General features: G+C 47.1%; 3 protein-coding genes. 1 reads left to right on the top strand and 2 read right to left on the bottom strand.

The features are described from left to right. Both VJ249_00015 and VJ249_00010 read right to left on the bottom strand, forming a co-directional pair. Window positions 1-1844: minichromosome maintenance protein MCM (locus VJ249_00015; GenBank protein ID HKZ92950.1), on the bottom strand; the 1844-nt coding region annotated here is incomplete at its 3' end. Continuing rightward, window positions 1841-2410: a hypothetical protein gene (locus VJ249_00010; GenBank protein ID HKZ92949.1), complete on the bottom strand. Its 570-nt coding sequence runs from the start codon at window positions 2408-2410 to the stop codon at window positions 1841-1843. The genes VJ249_00010 and VJ249_00015, both read right to left, overlap by 4 nt. A gap of 232 nt (window positions 2411-2642) precedes the next feature. On the opposite strand from VJ249_00010, the gene VJ249_00005 reads away from it, so the two are divergent. Then, on the top strand, window positions 2643-3466 hold an 824-nt coding region (locus tag VJ249_00005), incomplete at its 3' end, for an FMN-binding glutamate synthase family protein (protein HKZ92948.1).

Genomic DNA, 3466 nt, shown 5'->3' with positions numbered 1-3466 from the left:
TCACGCACACTTTTCGGCCTGCCAGTCATAATTATGTCAATGTCTTGCTTACCCGACGTTACATCAATTCCGACTTCTTTGAGTGACCATCCCATAATTCGAATGGCAGCATCCGCATCTTCAGCGAGAACCTCCTTTCTATAAGCCACCCGCGCCCTGGCTTCTGCAATGCGCACCAAGGATTCAAGTTGACGAGCGGTTATTGCTATTGGCGTGCCTTCAGTCTCGCTGGCTGAACGCATTTCTAAGTAGAAGTCTTTCAGACGTGTTATAGCTTCCTCAGTTAATTTCGGCTGAATATTCTTTGTATAACTAATATACTTGCGCAGAAGATTCGGCGCAATAGGTGACTCCAAAGGCGCCGGGCCTCTCATGTGAAGGTCGAGAATATGCTCAGTCATCTTGGTGTCCCTTTCTTTCTCAGGCACATCCCTCAACACAAAAATAAGATCAAACCGGGACAGAATGGTAACCGGAAGCGCAATGTTCTCAGCCACAGTGCGGTAAGGCTCATACCTTCCCAATGCAGGGTTAGCCGCGGCTAACAAAGCTGTTCGCGCGTTTAAAGTGGCCACAATACCGCCTTTGGCTACCGAAACCGTGTGTTGTTCCATAGCTTCGTGGATGGCAACACGGTCTTCGGGGCGCATCTTGTCAATTTCGTCTATGCAGGCTACTCCTTTGTCAGCTAACACGAGGGCCCCGGCTTCAAGCGACATTCCGCCTCCTTTTTCCCGAAGCACGGCAGCAGTCAATCCAGCAGCGGTTGTGCCTCTTCCAGACGTGTACAGTCCACGAGGCGCTATTCTCGACACATACTGAAGCAGCTGAGACTTGGCGGTTCCAGGGTCACCCACCAAGAGGACGTTCATGTCGCCTCGTATTGTGATGTCGGGAAGCTGTTTGAACACCGCGCCAAATAGGAGATACATTATGGCTTCTTTGATGTGTTCGTAACCATAAATTGAAGGCGCAATAGAACGAATCACCTTGCGGTGCACCCATGGGTCTCTAGCCAATTCGAGAAGTGTTTTTTCTTCTTCAGGCGAGACTATGACGGCCTCGGGCTCTTTGCTCAGCGCATCGATGTAGTTGGCGTCCAAGTGCAACCTAAACACACGCATTTTTCCACCAGTGGGAAGCGTAGGCGCCACAGCGCGAACAATGCCGACAACCGCTACATGGTCACCTGGTCTGGCAATGTCGACTAGGTCTCGTCCTGCAAGTTCTATGTTCAGCCACCGGGGCAAATGTCCAGGCGGTAGGTCTTCGGGACGTTCTTGTATGCGGATTCGCTGGAAATCGATGAACGTGGATTCTTCTTGGACAAAGTCGAAGGTTCCCTTGTATCCGCATGCTGGGTCACTGCATACGAATGGGGCTCTTAAGAAGGGACCAGCTTGTTCAATTTCTTGAGTAACTCCACAACGTTTGCATTTGAATACTGCCCGCATAACCATAGGGTTGACTGGTGTGGCTCTGACAATGATTCCTTCAACCATGGCTAGGTTTCCAAGGTGGGCTGAGCCCAATGTACGCAACTGTACAGTTGTGGGCAAGTCTTTGAACCGAACGTTAACGGTTTCGGTTACTTCGGCGTATTCCGGCGCCTCGATTTGAAGTTGTGCATGGGCGGCATGATTAGCGTGTTTCATGTATTCGTCTGGTTGCTCGATTAGGTTTTGAGCGAATTCTTGGTCGGCTATTGACAAGTCTTCAAAATCGACTACCATTGAAGTAGCGCCTGAAACAGCCATCTGAGATATGCGTTTACGATACTTTTCAGCTTTGAGAAAATCTTGAAAACGCTGTTGCGGATCAGCCGTAATTGTTTCTTCGGTCATGTTTCATCCGTCACCTTCAGCATTTTGCTTTTCCATTCATCAATAATGAAGTGTAAACGTTCGTAGAGGATACGCTCTTCTCGGGCTAGGTCTTTTAGAATGTGATTCGTCTGCTCAGGCGATGAAGCCAAAGAAACAATTTTGCGTAGGCGACAGTTGACTATGTCCTGCGACATAAGCATCACTTTTTCGTATTCGCGCATTTTTTCAGGATTTCCTATTGCGCCTTTTTTTAGATCAGCCAAGTAACGCCTCAATTTAGGATAGAATTCTTCTTCGAGGGTGGAGAGTTGCCGAGCGTGGACGATGCCGCTTTCCTTCCAATGTATATTGTTGATTTTCTTAATGTCAAGTTGTTCTTCTTCTTTGATGTGGGCTATACCTGTTTTTTCAAGCTGATGAGCTATCCAGTATTTGACGTCGTATTCTCTTCCCTCTTCAAAAGGTCCAACCTTCATTCCGGCAAGTTCAATTTCGGGGCAATTTCTATTAACAATTATTTTAACTGGTGAGTTTTCAAAAACGAAGTCTGCGTCTTTGATGGGTATAAATGTTTTTTGGGTCAACGTGATCGAACTTCTCCTTCTCTCAGAGAAAGACTGCTAAAAGAAAATGACATCTTTCACATTTAAAGTTAGTAGTGGAAACAGAGGTGAAGCTTCAACTGTTCAGGTGAATTTGGAAAAGTCGAAGAAGAGAAAAAAACGCATTTGATATTGCGATTTTCATAATCCACGATCTAGTTTACCTAATACTTAATAGTTTGAGCTGTTTATTGGCTACAATTTAGGTTTAAATATGAGCGAAAGAGTAACCCGTAATAGTGCATATCTTAACGGCAAATCCACCAGTGGAACAACAACAAGAGTCAAAGACGTAAGCCCAACAAGCGGCATGTGTCCATTATGTATCCGCGATTGCCCCATCATGTGCGAAATCAGTCTTTCGGCCTTTCGAGGACGCGAAGCCCTCTACCCCGAACCAGGTCAATACGGCTGCAGCACAGCCGGAGCCCTCAAAGACTTCCGACTAGACTGGTCTGACTTCAACATACATGCGTCGCTCTTCGGCGCAGAAGGCATCGAGCCAGATTCTGATAAAGCCCTTTTCGAAAACGCAAACATCGAAACCAAAGTAGCTGGCATACCGTTAAAAGTGCCAATATTGACTGGAGCTTTCGGCTCAACTGAGGTAGCCCGGTTAAACTGGGAAGGCTTAGCCGTAGGTGCAGCCCTTTCAGGTGCAATCATAACCGTTGGCGAAAATGTTGTTGGAATGGACTTGGACGCCAAAATCAACAAAGGCAAGGTCACGGAAAGTAAAGAACTAAAGCGCAGAGTCGACGCGTTCCGAAAGTTCTGGGATGGAAAACACGGTGACGTGGTAGTTCAAACAAACGTGGAAGACCAGCGCTTGGGCGTTGATGTTTACGCCATTTCTAAGCTTGAAGTCAACGTGATCGAGCGCAAGTGGGGTCAAGGTGCCAAAGCAATAGGCGGCGAAGTACGACTACGCGACCTAGATAAGGCATTAACACTGAAAAAGAGAGGCTACATTGTTATCCCTGACCCTGAGGACAGAAGTGTTCAAGAGGCTTTCAAAGAAGGCGTGTTCAAATCTTT

The sequence above is a fragment of the Candidatus Bathyarchaeia archaeon genome, from assembly GCA_035283685.1.
GTDB lineage: Archaea > Thermoproteota > Bathyarchaeia > Bathyarchaeales > Bathyarchaeaceae > DATETJ01.
The sequence above is the reverse complement of the archived record's forward strand: the minus strand, read 5'-3'. Positions and strand labels throughout refer to the sequence as shown.